General features: G+C 67.0%; 14 protein-coding genes and 1 pseudogene. 8 read left to right on the top strand and 7 right to left on the bottom strand.

Annotated elements, in window-relative coordinates; translation table 11 throughout:
- The 3 genes from A5733_RS13260 to trmB form a co-directional block, all read right to left on the bottom strand.
- Positions 1-3,015, bottom strand: coding sequence for an MMPL family transporter (locus A5733_RS13260; protein ID WP_076240443.1), 3,015 nt, complete (start codon positions 3,013-3,015; stop codon positions 1-3).
- A 78-nt stretch (positions 3,016-3,093) separates the two neighbouring features.
- Positions 3,094-3,780, bottom strand: a complete 687-nt coding sequence (locus A5733_RS13265; RefSeq protein ID WP_369830935.1) for an NYN domain-containing protein — start codon at positions 3,778-3,780, stop codon at positions 3,094-3,096.
- Between the two features lie 14 nt (positions 3,781-3,794).
- Positions 3,795-4,592, bottom strand: coding sequence for a tRNA (guanosine(46)-N7)-methyltransferase TrmB (gene trmB / locus A5733_RS13270; RefSeq protein ID WP_076240451.1), 798 nt, complete (start codon positions 4,590-4,592; stop codon positions 3,795-3,797).
- 224 nt (positions 4,593-4,816) lie between these two features.
- On the opposite strand from trmB, the gene A5733_RS13275 reads away from it, so the two are divergent.
- The 3 genes from A5733_RS13275 (at position 4,817) to A5733_RS13285 (ending at position 9,186) form a co-directional block, all read left to right on the top strand.
- Positions 4,817-5,716 carry a hypothetical protein gene (locus tag A5733_RS13275; RefSeq protein ID WP_233152681.1) on the top strand — a complete coding sequence of 300 codons (900 nt, stop codon included), beginning with the start codon at positions 4,817-4,819 and terminating at the stop codon, positions 5,714-5,716.
- On the top strand, positions 5,713-7,203 hold the full coding sequence (locus tag A5733_RS13280) for a hypothetical protein (RefSeq protein ID WP_198938810.1): 1,491 nt from the start codon (positions 5,713-5,715) through the stop codon (positions 7,201-7,203). The genes A5733_RS13275 and A5733_RS13280 overlap by 4 nt, the downstream gene beginning before the upstream one ends.
- A 156-nt stretch (positions 7,204-7,359) precedes the next feature.
- On the top strand, positions 7,360-9,186 hold the full coding sequence (locus A5733_RS13285) for a phosphoenolpyruvate carboxykinase (GTP) (RefSeq protein WP_076240446.1): 1,827 nt from the start codon (positions 7,360-7,362) through the stop codon (positions 9,184-9,186).
- A 93-nt stretch (positions 9,187-9,279) separates the two neighbouring features.
- Here A5733_RS13285 and A5733_RS13290 read toward each other — a convergent pair whose 3' ends face one another.
- Positions 9,280-11,943, bottom strand: coding sequence for an adenylate/guanylate cyclase domain-containing protein (locus tag A5733_RS13290; RefSeq protein WP_076240447.1), 2,664 nt, complete (start codon positions 11,941-11,943; stop codon positions 9,280-9,282).
- A gap of 113 nt (positions 11,944-12,056) precedes the next feature.
- Between A5733_RS13290 and ygiD the strand changes: the two genes are divergently transcribed.
- Positions 12,057-12,938, top strand: a complete 882-nt coding sequence (ygiD, locus tag A5733_RS13295; RefSeq protein WP_067767982.1) for a 4,5-DOPA dioxygenase extradiol — start codon at positions 12,057-12,059, stop codon at positions 12,936-12,938.
- A gap of 317 nt (positions 12,939-13,255) precedes the next feature.
- Here the strand turns inward: ygiD and A5733_RS13305 are convergent, their stop codons facing one another.
- Positions 13,256-13,690, bottom strand: coding sequence for a DUF4189 domain-containing protein (locus A5733_RS13305; RefSeq protein WP_067767986.1), 435 nt, complete (start codon positions 13,688-13,690; stop codon positions 13,256-13,258).
- A gap of 151 nt (positions 13,691-13,841) precedes the next feature.
- On the opposite strand from A5733_RS13305, the gene fadD4 reads away from it, so the two are divergent.
- Both fadD4 and A5733_RS13315 read left to right on the top strand, forming a co-directional pair.
- On the top strand, positions 13,842-15,362 hold the full coding sequence (gene fadD4 / locus A5733_RS13310) for a fatty-acid--CoA ligase FadD4 (RefSeq protein WP_067767989.1): 1,521 nt from the start codon (positions 13,842-13,844) through the stop codon (positions 15,360-15,362).
- Positions 15,359-16,255: an enoyl-CoA hydratase/isomerase family protein gene (locus A5733_RS13315; RefSeq protein ID WP_067767992.1), complete on the top strand. Its 897-nt coding sequence runs from the start codon at positions 15,359-15,361 to the stop codon at positions 16,253-16,255. Before fadD4 ends, A5733_RS13315 begins: the two co-directional genes overlap by 4 nt.
- Here A5733_RS13315 and A5733_RS13320 read toward each other — a convergent pair whose 3' ends face one another.
- Both A5733_RS13320 and A5733_RS13325 read right to left on the bottom strand, forming a co-directional pair.
- Entirely contained in the window at positions 16,256-16,609 is a 354-nt protein-coding gene (locus A5733_RS13320) for a heme-binding protein (protein ID WP_067767994.1), read from the bottom strand. It lies immediately after the preceding gene.
- 72 nt (positions 16,610-16,681) lie between these two features.
- Positions 16,682-16,996 (bottom strand): hypothetical protein, encoded by a 315-nt coding sequence (locus tag A5733_RS13325; protein ID WP_067767996.1) that lies wholly within the window; start codon positions 16,994-16,996, stop codon positions 16,682-16,684.
- Between the two features lie 204 nt (positions 16,997-17,200).
- Between A5733_RS13325 and A5733_RS13330 the strand changes: the two genes are divergently transcribed.
- Complete coding sequence (locus A5733_RS13330; protein ID WP_076240449.1) at positions 17,201-17,761, top strand: hypothetical protein; 561 nt, start codon at positions 17,201-17,203, stop codon at positions 17,759-17,761.
- Positions 17,762-17,769: 8 nt separating this feature from the next.
- Positions 17,770-18,118 (top strand): annotated as a pseudogene (locus A5733_RS13335) (peroxidase); the annotation flags it as partial.

Genomic DNA, 18,118 nt, shown 5'->3' on the forward strand with positions numbered 1-18,118 from the left:
CTAGAGCCGGCCTTCGCGGCGCAGGAGATCCTGGGCGCTCATCCCACCGCCACGCCGTGGCGGCTCGTCGTCGTCATGGGCAGTGAACTTCTGCGTCGACGGATCCTGCTCGCGTGGGCCCGGCGGCGGGGTCGGACCCGGACGCTGCGCGTTGAATGCCGTCGTCGGGGCGTTCTCCCCACCGGCGGGCGGTCGCTGCTGCGGCTGCGGCATGGCACGCGTCGCGTCGGTCGACGGCCGCGGTGCCGGCGGCGGAGGAGGCCCGGGCGGGGTGCCGTTGGCCGGCCCACCGGTCGTGGGTCCACCGCGCAGCGCACCCAGCCATGATTCGATCTCCCGATCTTCCCGCTGCGGCCCGGCCGCCGGACCGCTGCTCGGCCGTGCCGTCGGGGCTGCGGTGCGTTCGGTGCGGGTGTTCGCGTTGGCATTGCTGTTGCCGGTGGCGGTGTTGACGGTGTTGACCGCGCTGTTCACTGCGTTGCGTACGGCGTTGCGGGCCATGGCGAACCGCGTGGTGGCCGGTTCCGGTTCCGGATCGGGCCGCCGCTGAGGGACATTCTGCGGAGGCGTGATCCGCGCCGTGCCCGCTGCCGAGGGCGCATTGGTACGCGGCATGGGAGGACGCATGGGCTCGATCGCCGGATGGGTCGGATCGTGCGGCCGCGGCGGTGGCGGCGCCACGGCGCCGCCGCCGGCCAGGGCGCGCGGGTCTTCCCCGGAATCCTGCATGACGGGACGCTTGCGCTCGTCGGGCAGCTCGGTCTCGCCGAGGCCGATCGCCTCCTGGATCCGCTTCATCCAGCGCGGCGCCCACCAGCAATCGTCGCCGAGCAGTTTCATGATGGCCGGCACCAGGAACATACGAATCACGGTGGCGTCCAACAGAAGTGCGATCAGCAGACCGAAGGCCAGGTACTTCATCATCACCAGGTCGGAGAACGCGAACGCGCCGGCGACCACGGCCAGCACCAGGGCGGCGCCGGTGATCAGGCGACCGGTGGTCGCGGTACCGATCCGGATGGCCTCGGCGGTGGACATACCGCGTTCACGGGCCTCCACCATGCGGGAGACCAGGAACACCTCGTAGTCGGTGGACAGACCCCAGATCACCGCGATGATCAGACCGATCATCGGTGCCATCAGCGGCTGCGGGGTGTAGTTCAATATGCCCGAGCCGTGGCCGTCGACGAACATCCAGGTCAGGATGCCCATGGTGGAACCGAGGGTGAGCGCGCTCATCAAGGCGGCCTTGATCGGCAGCACGATCGATCCGAAGGCCAGGAACATCAGGATCGTGGTGGTGATCACCAGGATGGTCACCATCAGTGGCAATCTGTCGAACAGGCTGTGGATCGAATCCTGTTCCAGGGCCGGTGTGCCGCCGACGAACACGTCGATGCCGTGCGGTGGTTGCAGCGCACGAAGATCCGAGATGTTGGTGGCCGCGTCGCCGCGGTTGACCAGACCGTTCTGGATCACCCGGACCGACGGGTCCTTGGAGCCGCTGTCGGTGGCCGGACGCTCCTTCCACATGGAATCCGGGTTGTTGTCCGGATCGGTGAAACCGGAAACGGTCAGCGCCTTGGCCCGCATGTCGGCGATCTGCGCGTCGGTGATCGGCTCGCCGTCTTCCCGCTGCATCACCAACGTGATCTGCTCGGTGCGGAACCCGGGGAACAGTTTGTCGAACTCCTCCTGCGACTGGCGCACCGAGTTGTCCGGGGGCAGATACTTCTCACTGATGCCGGCGAGGGTCAGCGAGCCGATCGGCAACACCAGCAGGGTCATCACGATCAGGATCGGCGTGGCGAAGGCGATCGGACGCTTCATCACCACGTTGACCAGCCGGCCCCAGAAGCCCCTCTCGACTTCTTCGCGGGTCATGGTCTTCTGGGTCTTTTCGATGAACCAGTCGATGATCCGGCGGGAGAAGGGCCAGTTGGCCAGGAACGGCACCTTCAGCAGCGTGCGTACCCCGAGCGCGTCGACGTTGGCGCCCAGGATGCCCAGCGTCGCGGGCAACACCGTGATCGACAGGAACGCCGCCAGCAGCACCGAGGCGATGATCGCGTAGGTGATCGATTTGAGGAAGCCCAGCGGGATCAGCAACAGCGGCAGCGAGGAGGCCACGATGATCACCGCGGAGAAGGCCACGGTGCGGCCCGAGGTCATCACCGATCTTCGGACTGCGGCCGCGGTGTCATAACCTTCGGCGAGTTCTTCTCGGAACCGGCTAACGATGAACAGGCCGTAGTCGATGGCGATACCGAAGCCCATCATCGTCACCACGGGTTGGGCGAAGAAGTGGACGGGGCCGAACTCCGCGGTGAACCGCAGGATGCCGAGCGCGCCGGCGATGGTCAGACCACCGATGATGGCGGGCAGAGCCGCGGCCACCGCGCCGCCGAACACGAAGAACAGCACCACGGCCACCAGCGGGACGATGGCCAGTTCGGCGCGTTTCTGATCGGTACCGATGGTGCCGGTGAGCTCGCTGGCCAGTGGGTTGAGCCCGGCCAGCTGGATGTTGCCGTCGTTGATCGCCCGAAGTTCGGGCTCGACGGCCTGGTAGTTCTTGAGGATGTCGTCGTCGTTGTCGCCCTGCAGCGGAATACTGACGAAGGTGTGCCGCTGATCTTCGGTCTTCATCGCGGCCAGGCCCGCCACATCGGGCGCCTTGAGCCAGCCGACCCAGCTGACGATCTGATCCGGGTTGTCCTCGACGACCTTGTCGAGCTCGCCGGTGACCTTCTTCTGCCATGCCTTGTCGGTGACCAGCTTGTCGTCCGGAGGCGTCAGGATCGCCACGATGTGGCTGGTCCGGTCACGGCCATACACTTCGTCGGCCAGCAGCGAGGCCCGGACCGATTGGCTGCCCTCGTCGTAGAAACCGCTCTGGGTGACGCGCTTTCCAAGGTCGGCGCCGTAGATGCCGCCACCGAGGCATAGCGCCACCATGACACCGATGACGATGTACCGGAACTGGTACACCGTTCGACCCCACCAGGCGAACACTTAGGCTCCTAACGCTTTGATACTTCGCTCTAAAACTTTTGGTGACCCGCGCTTCGACTGGACGAGGGTCTTCAGTTGTCACACACGCGCGGTCAGTAGCGATGACAGCGGCCGGAACGGTTGCAGCCATGCTCCCTGCTCGGGTAGCGAGTCCAGGCCGATCCGTGGCACCGGTTCCCGGAACACACCGGGAATATCCTCCAGATCGACAAACTCCAAGGTATCCGACGCTAGCGCCCAGCTCGCATGTTCGCGAAATCCGAGCACCTGCACCGGAGTGCCCTCCCGGGCGATCTCTTCCAGCGGTTGCCGGAACGCCTGCCCGTCGGCCGACGCCACCAGGACCGCCGCGAGCCCTTCACTGCGACGTAGGGCGATGTGGTCGAGCATGTCGCTGTCGACATCGCTGTCGTCGTCGATCTTCGGCTTGGCGAAGACGGCGAACCCCACGTTACGCAGCGCTTCCACCCAGGGCCGCACAACATCGGCGCTACCTGGGGCGATGTTGGTGAAGACGGTGGCCTCGGGCTCCAGGGAGACGGCCGCGTCGTCGCCCTTTGCGGCCGACAGATCCGCGGTGTAGCCGAGCAGCCAGCGGCCCAGCGCATCGAAGCGGGGGCGATGTGCGGCGGTTGGTCGACCGCCCAGGATCGCACCCAGCCCCATGTCCAGATTGGGGGCGTCCCACACCAGCAGCACCCGGCGTGGCGGGGTGGCCGGTGTGGCGGAATCGGATTCCTCGACCTGCGCGGACGCGTCGTGCATGTCTTCGGTCACACTCATGGCCGTTTCTCCCACACCAGCTCGGTGACGTCGGGGCCGGCCAGGGCTTTGCGCTCGTACTTGGTGACCGGGCGCTCGGTCGAGATCGGCAGATCCGCACCTGGGGCGACCCGGCGCAGCCGCGGTTCGGCGTCACCGACCTCGGCGATGTGTTCGGCGTATCCGGCGTGGTCGGTGGCCGCATGCAGGATTCCGCCCGGGCGCAGCCGGTCGGCGATCAGCGCGACGGTCGCCGGTTGCAGCAACCGGCGCTTGTGGTGACGGGCCTTGGGCCAGGGGTCCGGGAAGAACACCCGCACGCCGGTCAGCGTCTCGGGACCGAACATGTGCTCCAGCACGTCGACGCCGTCACCGCGGACCATGCGGATGTTGGTGACCGGGGCGGGGGTCTGTGCGGTGCGGTCGATCGCGCTGAGCAGTTGGGCCAGGCCCTTGCGGTAGACCTCTACGGCGATCACATCGAGATCCGGCTCGGCCTGGGCCATCGCCAGGGTGGATGTGCCGGTACCCGAACCGATCTCGAGGATCACCGGTGCCGAGCGGCCGAACCAGGCCGCGGTATCGAGGTTGACGATCGGTTGCGAATTGTCGTCGCGGGCCTGAAGGCCCAGTTCAGGCCACAGCCGGTCCCAGGTTTCCTGTTGCGCCGGCGACAGCGTCGAGCGGCGGGTCCGGAAGCTGGTCACCCGGGGGAAACGGTGTGGCTGGGCAGCCGGCCCGTCGGCTACTTCATCTGCCGAGGCCGGTCCGCCGACGTCGGACCTGGACGGGTGCATCAGTCCATGGTCTCTTATCGGGGGCGGCGCGCCCGCATCGTGGTAGAGATTGATACCCAACAGTTGCCTCCGGCCGGCAGGAGGCAAACATCCGTTCGCGGGTCCGCCGCGGCCGTGTCACGATTTTTCCTGACGCCCCGGATTGCGCCCGTCACCAGGAAGGCTGCCAGATTTTCGCCGACGAGCTCACACGCTTTGCCGACCGCGCCGGCGATGCGCGGTTGGCCGAGATCTGTGCGCGAGTGACGGCTCCGGTGGCCGTCGAGGTGCAGGGGCGCCGGGGGGTCGGTACCAGCACCGTGACCGAGGCCCTGGGCGACGCGGGCCTGCAGATCGCCGCAACCGGTGAGGTCGCGGTGGTGGTGATCGCCGAGGTGCTCAAACCCGAGGACCGCGCGCTGCTGACCGAATTGAGCCGGGCCGGGCGGCCGGCCGTGGTGGTGTTCAACAAGGCCGACCTGGCCGGATCCTCCCCGGGCGGACCGATGGCGACGGCTCATCGCCGGGCCCGCCGCCTGCAGGACATGGCTGGGGTGCCGGTGGTGCCGATGGTCGCGCTGCTGGCTTCGGTGGCCTTGGCGGCGCACGAGGTGGCCGCGTTGGGCGTGCTGACGCGCGAGCCTGGTGACCTGACGTCGGCGGACGCCTTCGTCGACGCGCCGCATCGGCTTCCGGTCGAGGTGCGCGCCGGGCTGCTGCGGCGGCTGGACCGGTTCGGGATCGCCCATGCCACGCTGGCGTTGAGCCGCGGCGCGGATGCCGCATCCCTGCCCGGTGTGCTGCGCGGGCTCAGCCAGGTCGACCGGGTGCTGACGGCCATCGACGCCGCGGCCGCCCCGGTGCGGTATCGCCGGGCGCGGTGGGCGCTGACGGAGCTGCGTGCGATCGGGGGCGAAGCGGTGGGCCGCTTCCTGGCGGCCGACGACACAGTCCTCGCGATGATGGGGGCGGCCGTCGACGTGGTGCAGGCCGAGGGCCTCACGGTGGAAACGGGTGATGGTCACGTCGACCACCTGTGCCGGGCCCGGCGCTGGCGGCACTACCGCGACGGGCCGGTGAACGCCCTGCACCGCCGGTGCGCCGACGACATCGTGCGTGGGTCGCTGAGACTGCTGGACGCGACGGCGGCCGACAGGCGATGACCGACGTGGACACCGAGCGGGATCCGGAGGCGGCGCGAGCGGCCAAAGCCGCCGCTGAGGCCGAAGCCGATGCCGTGGTCGCGGCGATCGATCCCGGACTGAACTCCCCGGGGGTGCAAACCCGGGACGTGGTGCTCGTTTCCGGCCCGTGGCTGGCCGGATCGACCAGCGTGCTGGCGGCGCTGCGGGACCGGATGCCACAGACCGAGTTCGTCGAATCCACCGAGTTGGTGGCCGGGGAGGCGCCCGCGGCGGTGGTGTTCGTGGTTTCGGCCTCCGCGCCGCTCACCGAATCGGACTGTGCGCTGGTCGATTTGGCGACCCGGTACACCGATCTGGTGATCGGTGTGGTGTCCAAGATCGATGCTCACCGGGATTGGCGTGACGTGCGCGATGCCGACGCCGCGATTCTCGCCGAGCGTGACGCGCACTACCGGAACATGCCCTGGGTCGGGGTGGCGGCCGCACCCGACCTCGGTGAGCCGCAGCTCGACGACCTGGTCGACCTGCTCACCGAGCAGCTGGCCGATCCCGACGTCACCCGACGAAACAGGTTGCGGGCCTGGGAAACTCGTCTGGAGGCGGTGATCGGCCGGTATGAGGCCGACGCTTCGGGGGCTGACCGTCAGGCGCGCGTTGACGTGTTGCGGGAACGTCGTGCCGAACTGACCAGGATGCGGCGGCTGACCCGCACCGAGCGCAGCATCGCATTGCGCAGCCAGTTGCAGCAGGCCCGGGTGCAGCTGGGCTATTTCGCCCGCAACCGGTGCAATTCGGTGCGCACCGAACTACAGGAGGATGTGGCCGGCATCGGCCGTCGCCGCATCGCGACGTTCGACGAATATGCCCGCCGCCGCGCCGAGGAGGTCGTCGGAGAGGTCGACGAGGGCGTCACCACGCACCTGCACGCGCTGGCCGGCGAACTCGATCTGCCCACCCCGCCGAGGGCTGCTGCCGCGTCGGCCCCCGCCCTGCCGGCGCCGCCGCTGAAGTCCCGCACCGCCGAGACCAGGTTGATGCTGGTTCTCGGCGCCGGCTTCGGGCTGGGGGTGGCGGTCGCGGTCAGCAGGTTGTTGGCCGGTGCTGCGCCGCGGTTGGCTGTCGCCGGGCTCGTGGTCGGCGCCGTCGTCGGCCTGCTGCTGGCGATCTGGGTCGTGGCCACCCGCGGGCTGTTGCACGACCGGGCGGTGCTGGACCGTTGGGTCACCGAGATCACCACCACGCTGCGGTCGACGGTCGAGGAGCTCGTGGCGACGCGCGTGCTGGCCGCCGAAACCGCGCTCACCACCGAGCTGGCCGGCCGGGAAGAAGTCGAGAGCGCCCAAGCGGCCGAGAAGACCGCCACCATCGACGCCGAACTGCGCGAGCACGCCATCGCCACAGCTCGGGCGGCCGCGCAGCGCGACCGGCGTATCCCGCCGTTACGCCGCGCCCTTGACGCTGTCCGGGCGGCCCGGTACGGCTACAACGACGCTACCGGTGAGTAACCGGCCGATAACGCCGATCTGAATCGTTCCTGTGAGTGATCGGACATACCACTGGTTCACCTTGGGTATGTCACCCGCGTTAACCTCTACCCAAGGGGTAGCCGTGACCGCGATGCAACGTGGCTTGGGTTACACAAACCTACGCAGGAGAATTTGATGACCTCAGCGACCATTCCGGGTCTGGACACCGCACCGACGAAACATGAGGGACTGCTGGCCTGGGTCCAGGAGGTCGCCGAGCTCACTCAGCCGGACCGGGTGGTATTCGCCGACGGCTCCGAGGAAGAATTCGACCGGTTGGCCGCCCACCTCGTCGAGGCCGGAACCTTCACCAAGCTCAACGACGAGAAGAAGCCCAACTCCTACCTCGCCCAGTCCGACCCCGCCGACGTCGCGAGGGTCGAGTCCCGCACCTTCATCTGCACCGAGCGGGAACTGGACGCCGGCCCCACCAACAACTGGATGGACCCGGCCGAGATGCGCGGCATCATGACCGACCTGTACCGGGGCTGCATGCGTGGCCGCACCATGTACGTCGTCCCGTTCTGCATGGGGCCGCTGGGCGCCGAGGATCCCAAGCTGGGTGTGGAGATCACCGACTCCGAGTACGTCGTGGTGTCCATGCGCACCATGACCCGGATGGGCAAGGCCGCGCTGGAGAAGATCGGCGACGACGGTTTCTTCGTCAAGGCGCTGCACTCGATCGGTGCGCCGCTGGAGCCGGGCCAGAAGGACGTGCCCTGGCCGTGCAACGAGACCAAGTACATCACCCACTTCCCGGAGACCCGTGAGATCTGGAGCTTCGGCTCGGGTTACGGCGGCAACGCGCTGCTGGGCAAGAAGTGCTACTCGCTGCGGATCGCCTCGGCGATGGCTCACGACGAGGGCTGGCTCGCTGAGCACATGCTGATCGTCAAGCTGATCTCCCCGGAGAACAAGGCGTACTTCATCGCCGCGGCGTTCCCCTCGGCCTGCGGCAAGACCAACCTCGCGATGCTGCAGCCCACGATCCCGGGCTGGCGCGCCGAGACCGTCGGCGACGACATCGCCTGGATGCGGTTCGGCAAGGACGGTCGTCTCTACGCCGTCAACCCCGAGTTCGGTTTCTTCGGTGTCGCGCCCGGCACCAACTGGGATTCCAACCCGAACGCGATGAAGACCATCGAGGCCGGCAACACCGTGTTCACCAACGTGGCCCTCACCGACGACGGCGACGTGTGGTGGGAAGGCCTGGAGGGCGACCCCGACCACCTGATCGACTGGAAGGGTCAGGATTGGTACCGCGAGTCGGAAGATAAAGCGGCACACCCGAACTCGCGCTACTGCACCCCGATCTCCCAGTGCCCGACGCTCGCGCCGGAGTGGGATGACCCGCAGGGTGTGCCGATCTCGGCGATCCTGTTCGGCGGCCGCCGCAAGACCACGGTCCCGCTGGTGACCCAGGCCCGCGACTGGCAGCACGGCGTGTTCATCGGCGCCACCTTGGGCTCCGAGCAGACCGCCGCGGCCGAGGGCAAGGTCGGCACCGTGCGTCGCGACCCGATGGCCATGCTGCCGTTCCTGGGTTACAACGTCGGTGATTACTTCCAGCACTGGATCAACATCGGCAAGAACGCCGACGAGTCCAAGATGCCCGCGGTGTTCTTCGTCAACTGGTTCCGCCGTGGTGAGGACGGCCGCTTCCTGTGGCCGGGCTTCGGTGAGAACAGCCGCGTGCTGAAGTGGGCCATCGAGCGCATCGAGCACAAGGCCGACGGCAAGAGCACCCCGATCGGCATCGTGCCCACCGCGGCCGACCTCGACCTGTCCGGGCTCGACGTGGATCCTGCCGACGTCGACGAGGCTTTGGCCGTCAACGTCGCGGAGTGGCAGGCCGAGCTGCCGCTCATCGAGGAGTGGTTCGAGTTCGTCGGCGAGAAGCTGCCCACCGGCATCAAGGACGAGTTCGACGCTCTCAAGCACCGTTTGGCCGAAGAGGCCTAATCCCGCGAACAGACGCAAACCCGTACCAAATCCGTTGATTTGGTACGGGTTTGCGTCTGTTCGGCGAGTGGCCCAGTGGCCCTGATCCGCTTGCTAGCCATGGCGTTCCGTTTCAGGAGCAAGTTCGGACCGCAGCCGGCCGATCTGTTCGAATGCGTAGTTGGCCACCTCGCTGGCGGTCATGCTTGCCCCGGCAGACGCGAGTGACCCGTAGCCGTCGTCTCCAAAAGTTCGTCTCAAATCAGTGATCGCGGCATCGATTTCGGGAAAGCTCGCGCGGGCCATCGCGGTCGAGGCGAACCCGCTGATGATGGCTGCGGGTTGCTGTTCGCCGAGCCGGACGAGCAGTGCGGTGAGCAGCCCCAGCGAGTTACGCATGAGCTCGACGGTGCCGGAATCGTAGTAGTGCCGGACGGCTTGGGTGATGTAGTCGAGGGCGCCGGCGGTCTCGCCGCGGTCGGCGGCAAGCCCGGCCAGTAGGCAGGCGAAGATCGACGCCTGCTGTCGATCTCCGCTTTCCTCGGCGAGCGCCCACCCTCGGCAGAGGGCCTGGTTCGCAGATACCGGGTCGGTCTCGCGGCGGGCCCAGCCATATCCGAGCAGTGCGGCACCGGCCAGGGCGGGGTTGGCAGTGCTTTCGGCGTCGGTGGGCAGGCGCGCCGATTCGTTGATCGCCTCCTGGGCGGCACCGCAGACTGCCAGCGTCACCGACAACACGGCCTGGCTGGCGGTGTGGCGCTGAGGGAGGCGAGCGATCGTTGCCCGGCACCACTCGATTGCCCGGTCGGGGCGCCCCGTTGTGTTGTACCCGGCGGCCACCACGCAGGAGAACTCGTCGCCGACATCGTCGAAGTCTCCGTCCTCGATTGCCGACCTGCTGGCTTCGGCGTATTCGTTGAAGTCGTCGACGCGTCCCAGCGCAGCGCAGTTGGTGGCGCCGACCAAGAGTTGAGCCAGCCGCCGATGGCGTGCGGTCCGGGCGGCCGGCAGGATTTCCTCCACCCAGCCCAGGGGCTCCCACTGTTCGAGGAAGTACCCGAAGTAGATCGCATTCACCGCGACTGCGGCTGCGGTGTCGAGATCGCCGTTGTCGGTCGCCCATCGAAAGGCCGTACGTAGGTTCGGCAACTCGATGTTGAACCAGTCGTACGCCTCCCGCTGACGCGGACTGTCCCACAACGCGAGAAGTTCAGCCTCCAAGCTCGCGAAGTAGCGCGCATGTGAGGTGCGCGCTTCCCGTGCGCCGCCGGAGCGAACAAGTTGTTCCTCGGCGAACTGACGGATGGTCTCCAGCATCGAGAAGCGAGTGCGCGATGCTGTCCGGTCCGCCGCCAACAGCGACTTGCGCACAAGGGCGTCGAGCAGATCGAGTGTGCCCAGATCGTCGTGTGAGCCCGCCACCGCGCACGCGGCCGCCAGATCGAACCCGCCACTGAACACGGAAAGCCTTGTCAGCAAGTACTTTTCGTCGCCGTCGAGCAGGTCGTAGGACCATTGCACGGCGTGGCTGAGCGTCTGGTGGCGTTCCAACCCCCGCCGCGAGCCCACGAGCAACCGGAAACGGTCGTCGAGCCGGTCGCGGATCTCCGACGCCGTCATTGAAACGATGCGCGACGCCGCGAGCTCGATCGCCAGCGGAATTCCGTCCAAGCGACGGCAGATCTCGACTACCGCCGCGGATTCGACCGGCGAGGTGAAGGAGGCGTGCGGCGATACCGCCTGAGCTCGGTCGACGAACAACTCCGCGGCCGCGGATCCTGGCCCGTCGCGGATGTCCAGTGACGGTACCGGCCAGCGTTGCTCGTCTTTGAGTCGTAGTCCCTCGCGGCTGGTCGCCAGGATGGTGACCGTCGACGAGTGGGTGAGGATCGCCTCGATCAGGTCGGCGGCCGCGTTCAGGACGTGCTCGCAGTTGTCGAACATCAACAGGCGTGATCGGCCTTGCAGCGCGGCGGCAATGCTCTGGGTGACGGTCAGACCGGCCTGCTGGGTGACCCCGAGAACGTCCGCGACGGAGTCCGGCACCGCCGCCGGATCACCGACCGCGGCGAGTTCGACGACGAACACTCCGTCCGGATATGCGTCGGCGGAGCGTGCGGCCAGCTCCAATGCCAGCCGGGTCTTGCCGACGCCGCCGACACCGGTCAGTGTCACCAGGCGATGCGATTTCAGCGCGGTGCTCAATTCCGCCAGATCCGCCTCACGGCCGATGAGGCTGGTGGTCGCAGCCCGCAGATTTCCCGGTCCGGTGGTGACAGTCTTCAGCGGCGGAAACTCGGAGGGCAGCCCTGCGGCTTGAACCTGGTGTATCTCAACCGGTTTGGTGATGTCACGTAGTCGTCTCGGTCCCAACGAGATCAGATCGATGTCGGTGATCAGGCCGGCTGTGACTCCGTCGAGCAGGATCTGACCGCCGTGCCCGGCGGCCATGATGCGGGCGGCTCGGTTGAGTACCGCTCCGAAGTAATCGCCGTCGCGCGATTCAGCTTCGCCGGTGGCGATGCCCATCCGCACCGGCAGACCCAATTCGCGCTGCGCGGTGACTGCAGCGTCTATCGCGGCTGCGGGTGACGAGAATGCAGCGCAGACGCCGTCGCCGGTGTGTTTGAACGTGTGTCCGGCGTGGGATCCGATGGCCGCGCGCAACACGTCGTCGTGTACGGCCAGCGCGGCCCGCATCACGTCCGGTTCGGTTTCCCACCGCCGTGTCGATCCTTCGATGTCGGTGAACAGGAACGTGACGACCCCCGACGGCATGTGGACGCCGTCCTCAAAGCGCTTCGGTCGATCGCACCGGCACTCCCACGCTTGCTCCGCTGGGTGTCTTGACATCGTAGGACCGCAGCTCGCATCCGGGGTAGGAAGGAGGTATGCAGGAGACGCCGCGAGTCGACGAGCGGGTCGAGTTACTGCCCGCCGCGTTCATCGGGCACGGCAGCCCGATGAACGCCCTGGAGGTCAACCGGTACACGTCGGCGTGGAAGGCTTTCGGGCAGGCGGTCCCCAAGCCCAGGGCGATCCTGGTGATCAGCGCGCACTGGTACATCAACGCCACGGCTGTCACCGCGATGCCGCGGCCGCGAACGATCCACGATTTCTACGGCTTCCCGCAAGAGCTGTTCGATGTGCAGTACCCGGCCCCGGGTCTGCCGGACTTGGCCGAGGAAGTGGCCGACGTGGTGCATCCGACGTGGGTGGGCGCAGACGTGGACAGCTGGGGAATCGATCACGGCACCTGGTCGGTACTGGTACACGCTTTCCCGGAGGCGTCGATCCCGGTGGTCCAGCTGTCGATCAACGCCGACAAGCCACTCGAATACCACCTCGAACTCGGTGCCAGGCTGGCTGCCCTACGAGAGCGTGGTGTGCTCATCATGGCCAGCGGCAATGTGGTCCACAATCTGCGCGGAATGGACTGGGGCCGCCCGGACACCGGCTATGACTGGGCCCAGCGGTTCAACACCGATGCGACGGCGCTGATGCTTTCGGAGCCCGCCGACGCTGGGCGGCTGCAAGAGCACTCCGATTTCCGGCGCGCGGTGCCGACGCCGGACCATTTCATCCCGCTGCTGTACCTGGCCGGCGTCACCGCGGCCGAAGGGGACACTCTCGACGTACTCGTGGACGGCTACACCTACGGATCCATGTCGATGACGGCCTACACGTTGGGACTGAACGGCGCGAGCAGCACGAGTCACCACGGAGGAGCGCCGCCGCCGCCGGATTTCCCGGCCGACGCCTCGAACATCTGACGCGGGTAGACCAGACCGGCTACGGCGCTCTCATCAGACGCCGGGAAGGCCGATCCACGGGATCGCGGGCCGGTTTGCCGGCGGAGCCGTCGTCACCGGACGTGACTTGACCGCCACGCTGCCGTTCGTCGAGCAGACAGTCGTCGCCGCGCCGGTGCTCTGGCAGGTCGGTCGAGCGTGCGCGACCGGGGCTGAAACCGCTGCCGCCACAACGAAACCCGCCGCCACCAGTAGTGACTTACCTCGGTCCATCGTTCCGCCTTTCAAGCACAATCCGAAACCGCGAATCGCGGTGAGGTGTAACCCTGAACACCGGGTCATGGGCAATCCGAGATCACCACGGGGGAGGTGGGACTCATCGGGTTGTTGTGGGCAGCAGCGCGCTGGAGTGCATCCTGGCGAGCAGCCTCGACGGTGATACCGGCGCCGCCGGCCACGACATCTCCGGCGTCATCGGCGACAGACACGATGCACAGATGGTCGTTGGTCTCCTCATCGCTGGTGCAATCGTTGCCGCCGGCGTCCTGGCAGGCTGCGATCACCGCCGCGGCGGCTTCCTCCCGGGTGTTGCCGGTACCCCGGAAGCCGACGAGGGAATCGCGGAAGGCGCCGGTGCCGACTGCCACAAAGCTGTGTTCGTCCGAGTTCTCGACGGTGCCATCGGGCCCGCCCGCCCATGCGATACCTGTCGACAGCCACGCGGCACTCAGCCCCGCGGCAAAGAGCGTCGAAACCCACCGTGTATTGGACATACCCCGACCTCTCGCCGAATGGAGAATCACCGATCGGTCGCGGCATACCCGGTGCGGTTTCGGGTAAACACTCTGCCGACGTCCTGTGCCTGAGGCGAGCCGAACGGGCGCCACTTGACACCTGTCAAGTGGCGCCCGTTACAGTGCCTTCATGCAGATCCGTGAGCATGCCGAGGCCAACCCCGAGAAGCCGGCCATCATCCTCCACCCGTCGGGCACCGTCGTCACCTTCGGCGACCTCGAGGCCCGGGCGAATCGGTTGGCTCATCACTTCCGTCAACAGGGTCTGCAGGAGGGCGACGTGGTCGCGATCCTCATGGAGAACAACGAGCACATCCACGCGGTGATGTGGGCGGCCCGACGCATCGGTCTGTACTACGTGCCGATCAACACCCACCTCACCCCGGCCGAGGCGGCGTACATCATCGACAACAGCGGGGCCAAGGCCATCGTCGGCTCGGCCGCTCTCAAAGATGTGCTGGCCGGCCTCGACAAGGAACTGCCCAACGGGTTACCGGGCACCCTGCTGATTGCCGACGGAGAGTTGGAGGGCTGGCAGCGCTACCCCGAGGCGGTCGCCGACCTGCCCAGCACCCCGGTCGACGACGAGATGGACGGCGACCTGCTGCAGTACTCGTCGGGCACCACGGGCCGCCCCAAAGGCATCAAACGCGAGCTCCCGCATCTGCCGCCCTCGCAGACCCCCGGCATGATGGCCGCCCTGGTCGGCTTCTGGATGCAGCCGGATTCGGTATACCTGAGCCCCGCACCGCTGTACCACACCGCACCGTCGGTGTGGTCGATGCAGACCCAGGCCGCCGGTATCACCACCGTGGTGCTGGAGCGCTTCGACGCCGAAGGCTGCCTGGAGGCTATCCAGAAACACAAGGTGACCCACGGCCAGTTCGTCCCGGTGATGTTCACTCGGTTGTTGAAACTGCCTGAGAGCGTACGAGATTCGTATGACGTGTCGAGCCTGCAGCGGATCATGCACGCCGCCGCGCCGTGCCCGGTGGAGATCAAGAAGCAGATGATCGACTGGTGGGGCCCGATCGTCGACGAGTACTACGCCTCCTCCGAAGCCATCGGCGCCACGCTGATCACCGCCGACGAGTGGCTGGCCCACCCGGGTTCGGTCGGCCGGGCGATGACGGGCATCGTGCACATCCTCGATGAGGACGGCAACGAGCTGCCGCCCGGTCAGGCCGGGGAGATCTTCTTCGAGGGCGGCCAGGACTTCGAGTACCTCAACGACGCGGAAAAGACCGCCTCGTCCCGGGATTCGCACGGCTGGAAGACGGTGGGCGACATCGGTTATCTCGATGAGGACGGTTACCTCTACCTCACCGATCGTCGCCACCACATGATCATCTCGGGCGGAGTGAACATCTACCCCCAGGAAGCCGAGAACATGCTCGTCGTCCACCCGAAGGTGATGGACGCGGCGGTGTTCGGTATCCCGGACGACGAGATGGGGCAGAGCGTCAAGGGCGTGGTGCAGACCGTCGATCCGGCAGATGCCACCCCCGAATTCGCCGAGGAACTGCTGGCCTGGTTGCGGGACAAGCTGACCCATTACAAGTGCCCGCGCTCGATCTCCTTCGAGGCCGAGTTGCCGCGCACCGACACCGGCAAGCTGTTCAAGCAGGGGCTGATAAACAAGTACTCGTGAGCCACGAGCTGCCCGGCGGGATCGTCGTCGGGGTCGACACCCCGACGGACGCGGCGACGTTCACGGTGACCGAACATCCGAGTACCGACCGCCGGGTGGTCACCGTCGGATCGGTCGAGCAGACCTTGGACGAGCTCACGCAGCGGTGCGACCGGTGGCCCCAGGCCGCCGCGGTGTGTGACGACGTGCTGCGCTCGTTCGATCCGGCCGGCCCCACCCGGTCCGGACTCATCACCGAATCCTTGGCCTACTCGACCCTGCAATCGGGGCCGGAGTTCGCCCGGTGGCTGGCCGAGCGCGGCCCGGCCAGCGCGCCGCAGCTGCCCGATCCGGTGCTGGCCCACCGCGACGGCAATACGTTGTACGTCCGGTTCAACCGGCCCCAGCGGCACAACGCGTTCTCCACCGACGCCCGGGCCGCCCTGCTGGAGGCGCTCGAGGTGGCCCGGCTGGACGATTCGGTCGACGAGGTGGTGCTCGGCGGCACCGGCCGATCCTTCTGCAGCGGTGGTGATCTGGCCGAGTTCGGTTCGTTCGACGACCCGGCCAGCGCTCATCTGGCCCGCACCCGGTACAGCCCCGCTCTCGTCCTCGACGAACTCACCGCCAGGCTCGGGCGGCGCTGCCGCGCCGAAGTGCACGGGCAAGTTCTCGGCAGCGGACTGGAAATGGCCTGCTATTGCGGGTGGGTCAGCTGCCACCCGGACGCCGTCATCGGCCTGCCGGAACTTGCGCTCGGTCTGATCCCGGGCGCAGGCGGCACGGTGAGCATCACCCGACGCATCGGCCGGTGGCGCACCGCGTACCTGGTGTTGTCCGGGCGCACCATCGACGCGGCCACCGCCCTGGCGTGGGGGCTGGTCGACGAGATCGGCCCGGCCCCGTCGGCCTGATCAGCCGCAGCGGTCGCGGAACTCGACGGCGGGTTGGCGGATCCCCTGCAGATCGGCACGGACCTGGGGGTTCTCGTCGCCGTAGGCTCGGATCTTCTCCCGGATCTGGTCTTTGGGCAGGCCCTTGAGCCCGGTCATGAAGGTGTTCACCTCGGGGTGGGCGAACAAATAGTCCGACGTGGCCGCCGAGACGCCCGACATGACCCTGGCGAGGTCGGCGGACGTGCAGTCCGGTGGCGGGTCGGCGGCTGCGCCCGCGGCGGTGCCCACCAGTGCGGCGCCGGCGATCGCCGCACCGGCAATTCCGACCATCAGCCGGTGCAGGGGGAGGTGCAGGGAAAACGGTGTTGTCATGTTCGGCTCCTCACCGATACGTGTGCGACCTGAACGGCATTGAACGAATACCTTTCGGGGACAGCGGGTTACTCAACGCGGGCCGATCCCGGGCCGGCCCGGACGTCCGATGTCGATACCACCGCCAGGCGGTGGCCCTGGGTCGATTCCGATGTCGAGATCCCAGTCGGAGTCGCAATACCAGTCGTATTCGCAGGGGTAGGGCACGACAGGACCGGACAGTCCGGGCCCGCTTCCGCCGTTGGCGCCACGTACTTCCCCTTGCGCGCACACGGTGACGCCGTTGGCATTGGTGCATTCGGCGGCGACGGGTGGGGCGCCGGCGATGGCGATCGGCACGGCAGTGGTGCCCAGGGCTGCGATCAAGAAACGGTGCAGGACTGACATGGCCCGCCTTTCCGCCGGAACGCCTTGACCTCTGTGAGCGTAAGCGACGTGAACAGAAAATTCACAGTTTCTTGCGGCAAATCTAAACAGCAGAGCCCCAATGTATTTGGCTTCGCAAATAAGTGACCGGTCGCCGAACCGAAGCCGTTTGTGCTTGGATGAAGCCACCACCATCTGGAGTCCGGTCGCGCCACGGGAGGCCCGATGTCGACGAGTGAGAACGCCTGGACCACACCGGCAGCCAAGGCCATTCCGAAAGAAGGCTATTTCGAGTTCGAGCGTGGTCGATACGGCCCGATCTACCCGAGAACCCCGGCCTGCTACGGGTTCTCCATCATCGCCAAGGTGAAAGAGGGGCGGGAGGAGGCGATCCGCGCCTACGGCAAGCAGATCGAAGAGGCGATCGAGGCCAGCCCCGACGTTCTTGCCCCGCTCCGGCTCCACTATCTGCGTTGGCTGCTTTTCGATGTGGGGTCCGGGCTGCATTTTCAGTACCAGGGCATCTTCGACACCGACTTCGACAAGTACACCGAGGATGCGGTGGCGCTGTTCAGCCAGACCGGAATCACCACGGTGTTCACCAACCTGGAGGGCTTCCCCGAGGATTGGAAGGAGAACCCGCAGGCCTTCGTCGAGTTCGTCCGAGCCCATCAGTGCCCCAGTTTCCTGGAATATGGCGAATACCCGTACGTCACCGCCGACGAGATCAAAAAGGCGTTGCGGTTGAAGGCGGCCTTCTCGACCGCGCTCGATCAGATGCAATAGGGCATCGGATGTCATCCGTCCTGGAGCTCGACGACATTCAGCACATCGTGCTGACCCGTACACCGGCCTTGACGGGCCGTTACGAATTCCTGTCGTTCGATGACGCCGCCGACGGACGCGGCTGGTTGCGTGGCCTGCTCGACCGGGTGGCTTCAGTGGCCGAAGCGCGTGATTCGATGGAGGCCACCCGACGCTGGATCAGCCTGGCGTTCACCTGGAATGGGCTACGCGCCCTGGGCGTCGACGAAGAATCGCTGGCCACTTTCCCTGAGGAGTTTCGGGAAGGCATGGCGGCTCGGGCGGACATCCTGGGCGACACCGGGCCGAACAGCCCGCAGGGCTGGGTGGTCGTGCCCA

Source organism: Mycobacterium sp. NS-7484, assembly GCF_001953975.1.
Lineage (GTDB): Bacteria > Actinomycetota > Actinomycetes > Mycobacteriales > Mycobacteriaceae > Mycobacterium.

What these genes read in the sequence shown, in the direction of transcription:
- A5733_RS13330 (WP_076240449.1), top strand. Translation starts at nt 17,201, where the DNA reads ATGTCGACGAGTGAGAACGCCTGGACCACACCGGCAGCCAAGGCCATT.
- A5733_RS13325 (WP_067767996.1), bottom strand. Translation starts at nt 16,996, where the DNA reads ATGTCAGTCCTGCACCGTTTCTTGATCGCAGCCCTGGGCACCACTGCC.
- fadD4 (WP_067767989.1), top strand. Translation starts at nt 13,842, where the DNA reads ATGCAGATCCGTGAGCATGCCGAGGCCAACCCCGAGAAGCCGGCCATC.
- A5733_RS13265 (WP_369830935.1), bottom strand. Translation starts at nt 3,780, where the DNA reads ATGCACGACGCGTCCGCGCAGGTCGAGGAATCCGATTCCGCCACACCG.
- A5733_RS13280 (WP_198938810.1), top strand. Translation starts at nt 5,713, where the DNA reads ATGACCGACGTGGACACCGAGCGGGATCCGGAGGCGGCGCGAGCGGCC.
- A5733_RS13305 (WP_067767986.1), bottom strand. Translation starts at nt 13,690, where the DNA reads ATGTCCAATACACGGTGGGTTTCGACGCTCTTTGCCGCGGGGCTGAGT.
- ygiD (WP_067767982.1), top strand. Translation starts at nt 12,057, where the DNA reads ATGCAGGAGACGCCGCGAGTCGACGAGCGGGTCGAGTTACTGCCCGCC.
- A5733_RS13290 (WP_076240447.1), bottom strand. Translation starts at nt 11,943, where the DNA reads ATGCCGTCGGGGGTCGTCACGTTCCTGTTCACCGACATCGAAGGATCG.
- A5733_RS13320 (WP_067767994.1), bottom strand. Translation starts at nt 16,609, where the DNA reads ATGACAACACCGTTTTCCCTGCACCTCCCCCTGCACCGGCTGATGGTC.
- A5733_RS13285 (WP_076240446.1), top strand. Translation starts at nt 7,360, where the DNA reads ATGACCTCAGCGACCATTCCGGGTCTGGACACCGCACCGACGAAACAT.